We start from the raw sequence: 2,783 nt of genomic DNA on the forward strand, positions 1-2,783 counted from the left end.
AGCGCCCACACTTATCGGCTGTTAATTTTTAAAGAACTGCCTGCCCGCACCGTGCCTGTCGCACCGCACTCACCGTTAAAGCGTCTTGTTTAACAGCAGCAGAGAAACGAGATTATGAACCATCCTTCGCTTCGCGTCAAGCTTTTAAAATCCTTTGCTCAACTCGTCCGTCGTTTTACGCGCTTTAATTAGCACGTCCTGCAACGGGAGCAGCACTATAGCAAAACTTGTCGAGGCCTGCCAAGAAAATTTTTCTTGGACGATGAATACAATGTGCAGATACAGACTGCGTTGCCTTTTGACGCTTGTGGTGAGGGTTCAGACTTTTAGCCTAAATACCTTGAGCAGCCTAATGTTGTCAGCTGTAAAACTAATCAGACCCATTCACGCTTTTCTTCATTTCCGTTTCCTCAGAGAAGCACGATGGCTTTGCTACTGCCATTTTTGAATTCCGAGTTTGTGATCAAGATCCCCTAAATATGGGATGGCTAGATTCCTTCCAATAGATCTACCATTGATTAACGGCGGTTGGTTTTAGAAGTGGCTGACCTACCCATTTCAAACCCGTCATGATTTTTTGTACGTGATCAACCATCAATAAAAGCCGGAAATCGGATTTCTTTTTATATGGCAATACCTGTCTGTTCGGATGTGACAAACTGCTGCCGATGTCTTTCCATACTAAGTCATCATCCGGTCATTTACGTATCAGACAATGCCTCTTGTCTCCTCTGATCCTCCTTGGGATTGGATTTAGCCCGCACGTTGCATGACTGCGGGCTTTTTTTTGCTTAACATGATGGCATCCGTTAGCATCCGTTACCCACATCGGGACCGCAGCTCATTCGCTTGATAACCCCAAATTGAACCGAACCACAGGCGACAAAAAGCTTCGAGCAGAATCGGCAGCGCGTCGACAAGCTGCATTGAATGTTTCGTTAGATTCCTGTCTTGCATGAACCAAACATATCCTGCATACATTGCCTCCATAGGCACACCGCGACCGTCCATCCTGCACATCGCCTTGATCGACGATGATCAAAGTCAGGCTGCCCTGATCGCAGAAGTTGTTTCAGGTCGTGGACATTCCCTTAGGTCCTTCATGAATGGCGAGAATGCACTCAATGCATTGAGACAAGAACGTTTTGACATGCTGATTTTGAATTGGCAGACATTAGGGCAGTGCGCGACAAGCGTTCTCCATCACGTACGCAGCGAGATGCCGAGCGACTTTCCAGTGCTTTTTATCACTCCCCCTAACACGGAGACCGAAATTGTGGCTGCGTTCGCTGCCGGAGCAACTGATTACATCGTCAAGCCCTTGCGTCGTCGGGAATTGGCGACACGGATAGCCGCGCTCCTGCAACGCGCTTATCCCGAGCGGCATGCGCAGGAACAATTGCATTTCGGCCGCTACATATTTGACCCCCGAAGTGGAAAGCTGGATATTGGAGACCAGCAAGTTATCCTGACCCAGAAGGAATTCTCATTGGCGCTGCTTTTCTTCCGTAATCTTGGCAAGCCCTTGTCCCGGGTTTATATTCAAGAATCGGTCTGGCCCAATGATGAAGAAACGCCATCCCGGACCTTGGATACGCATGTGTCGAGGGTACGGACCAAGCTGCGTTTGCAACCGGAAAACGGTTTTCGCCTGACCCCGGTATACAGCTTCGGATACAAGCTTGAGCCACTTGATCAATAGCGGTGGACAGGCTTGCAAATCTACCGGCGCAGCGCCATCTACGTGAAGGAGACGACGTCCATCTGACAGGACGCGAATACTTATGCTACCTTCATAATCATGATCCTGGTGCGATCGAGTTGCAGGCCATTTATGTGGCAACGCAACACGCTATAATAGCCGGTTATTTTCTTTGCCACCTCTCGAAATGCAGCTTCTAGCCGTCGGCCTGAACCACAACACTGCACCGCTATCTTTACGCGAAAAGGTAGCTTTTCCGGCCGATCAAATCGGCCAGGCAGTGATGGCTGCAAGGGCATGGTTCGGGCGCGATGCCGGCAATCGTTCGGCAGACGAAGCGGCTATCTTATCGACATGCAATCGCACCGAGCTGTATGCGGCCAGTCATATCGACGGCGGCGTCAATGCAGCCATCGACTCCACAGGTCATTTTCTGGCCGATTACCATAAGCTGTCTTACGCCGAGCTCCGCCCTTATCTCTACACACTTCCCCAGGACAACGCCGTGCGCCATGCTTTCCGGGTCGCTTCGGGTTTGGACTCGATGGTGTTGGGGGAAGCCCAAATCTTGGGACAAATGAAGGATGCGGTACGGCAGGCTGAAGCTGCCGGCGGGCTGGGAACCTACCTGCACCAGCTTTTTCAACGCACGTTTGCCGTTGCCAAGGAAGTCCGCAGCACGACGGAGATCGGTGCGCATAGTGTCTCGATGGCGGCGGCGGCGGTAAGGCTGTCACAACGTATCTTCGATACCATTTCCGAGCAGAATGTACTGTTTATCGGCGCTGGCGAAATGATCGAATTATGCGCCACCCATTTCGCGGCGCAGAATCCCAAAACCCTGACGATTGCCAATCGCACCATGGAACGCGGCGCGACTCTGGCCCACCGCTTCAATGGTCAGGCGATTCGGCTGGCCGATCTTCCGCAACAATTGCCAAACTACGATATCGTCGTTTCATGTACCGCCTCGTCGCTGCCGATCATCGGCCTGGGCATGGTGGAACGTGCGATCAAGGCAAGGCGTCACAAGCCGATTTTCATGGTTGACCTCGCCGTGCCGCGCGACATCGAATCGGAA

2 protein-coding genes are annotated in these 2,783 nt (G+C 51.6%); both read left to right on the forward strand.

Translation table 11 applies throughout. The features are described from left to right. The first annotated feature begins 1,024 nt into the window (after positions 1–1,024). Positions 1,025–1,702 (forward strand): response regulator transcription factor, encoded by a 678-nt coding sequence (locus VGU61_RS19095; protein ID WP_326860859.1) that lies wholly within the window; start codon positions 1,025–1,027, stop codon positions 1,700–1,702. Between the two features lie 187 nt (positions 1,703–1,889). Beyond that, positions 1,890–2,783 (forward strand): glutamyl-tRNA reductase (gene hemA / locus VGU61_RS19100; RefSeq protein WP_326860860.1); only part of this gene is annotated, 894 nt, incomplete at its 3' end.

Source organism: Noviherbaspirillum sp. (genome assembly GCF_035944575.1).
Classification (GTDB): Bacteria; Pseudomonadota; Gammaproteobacteria; order Burkholderiales; family Burkholderiaceae_D; genus Noviherbaspirillum.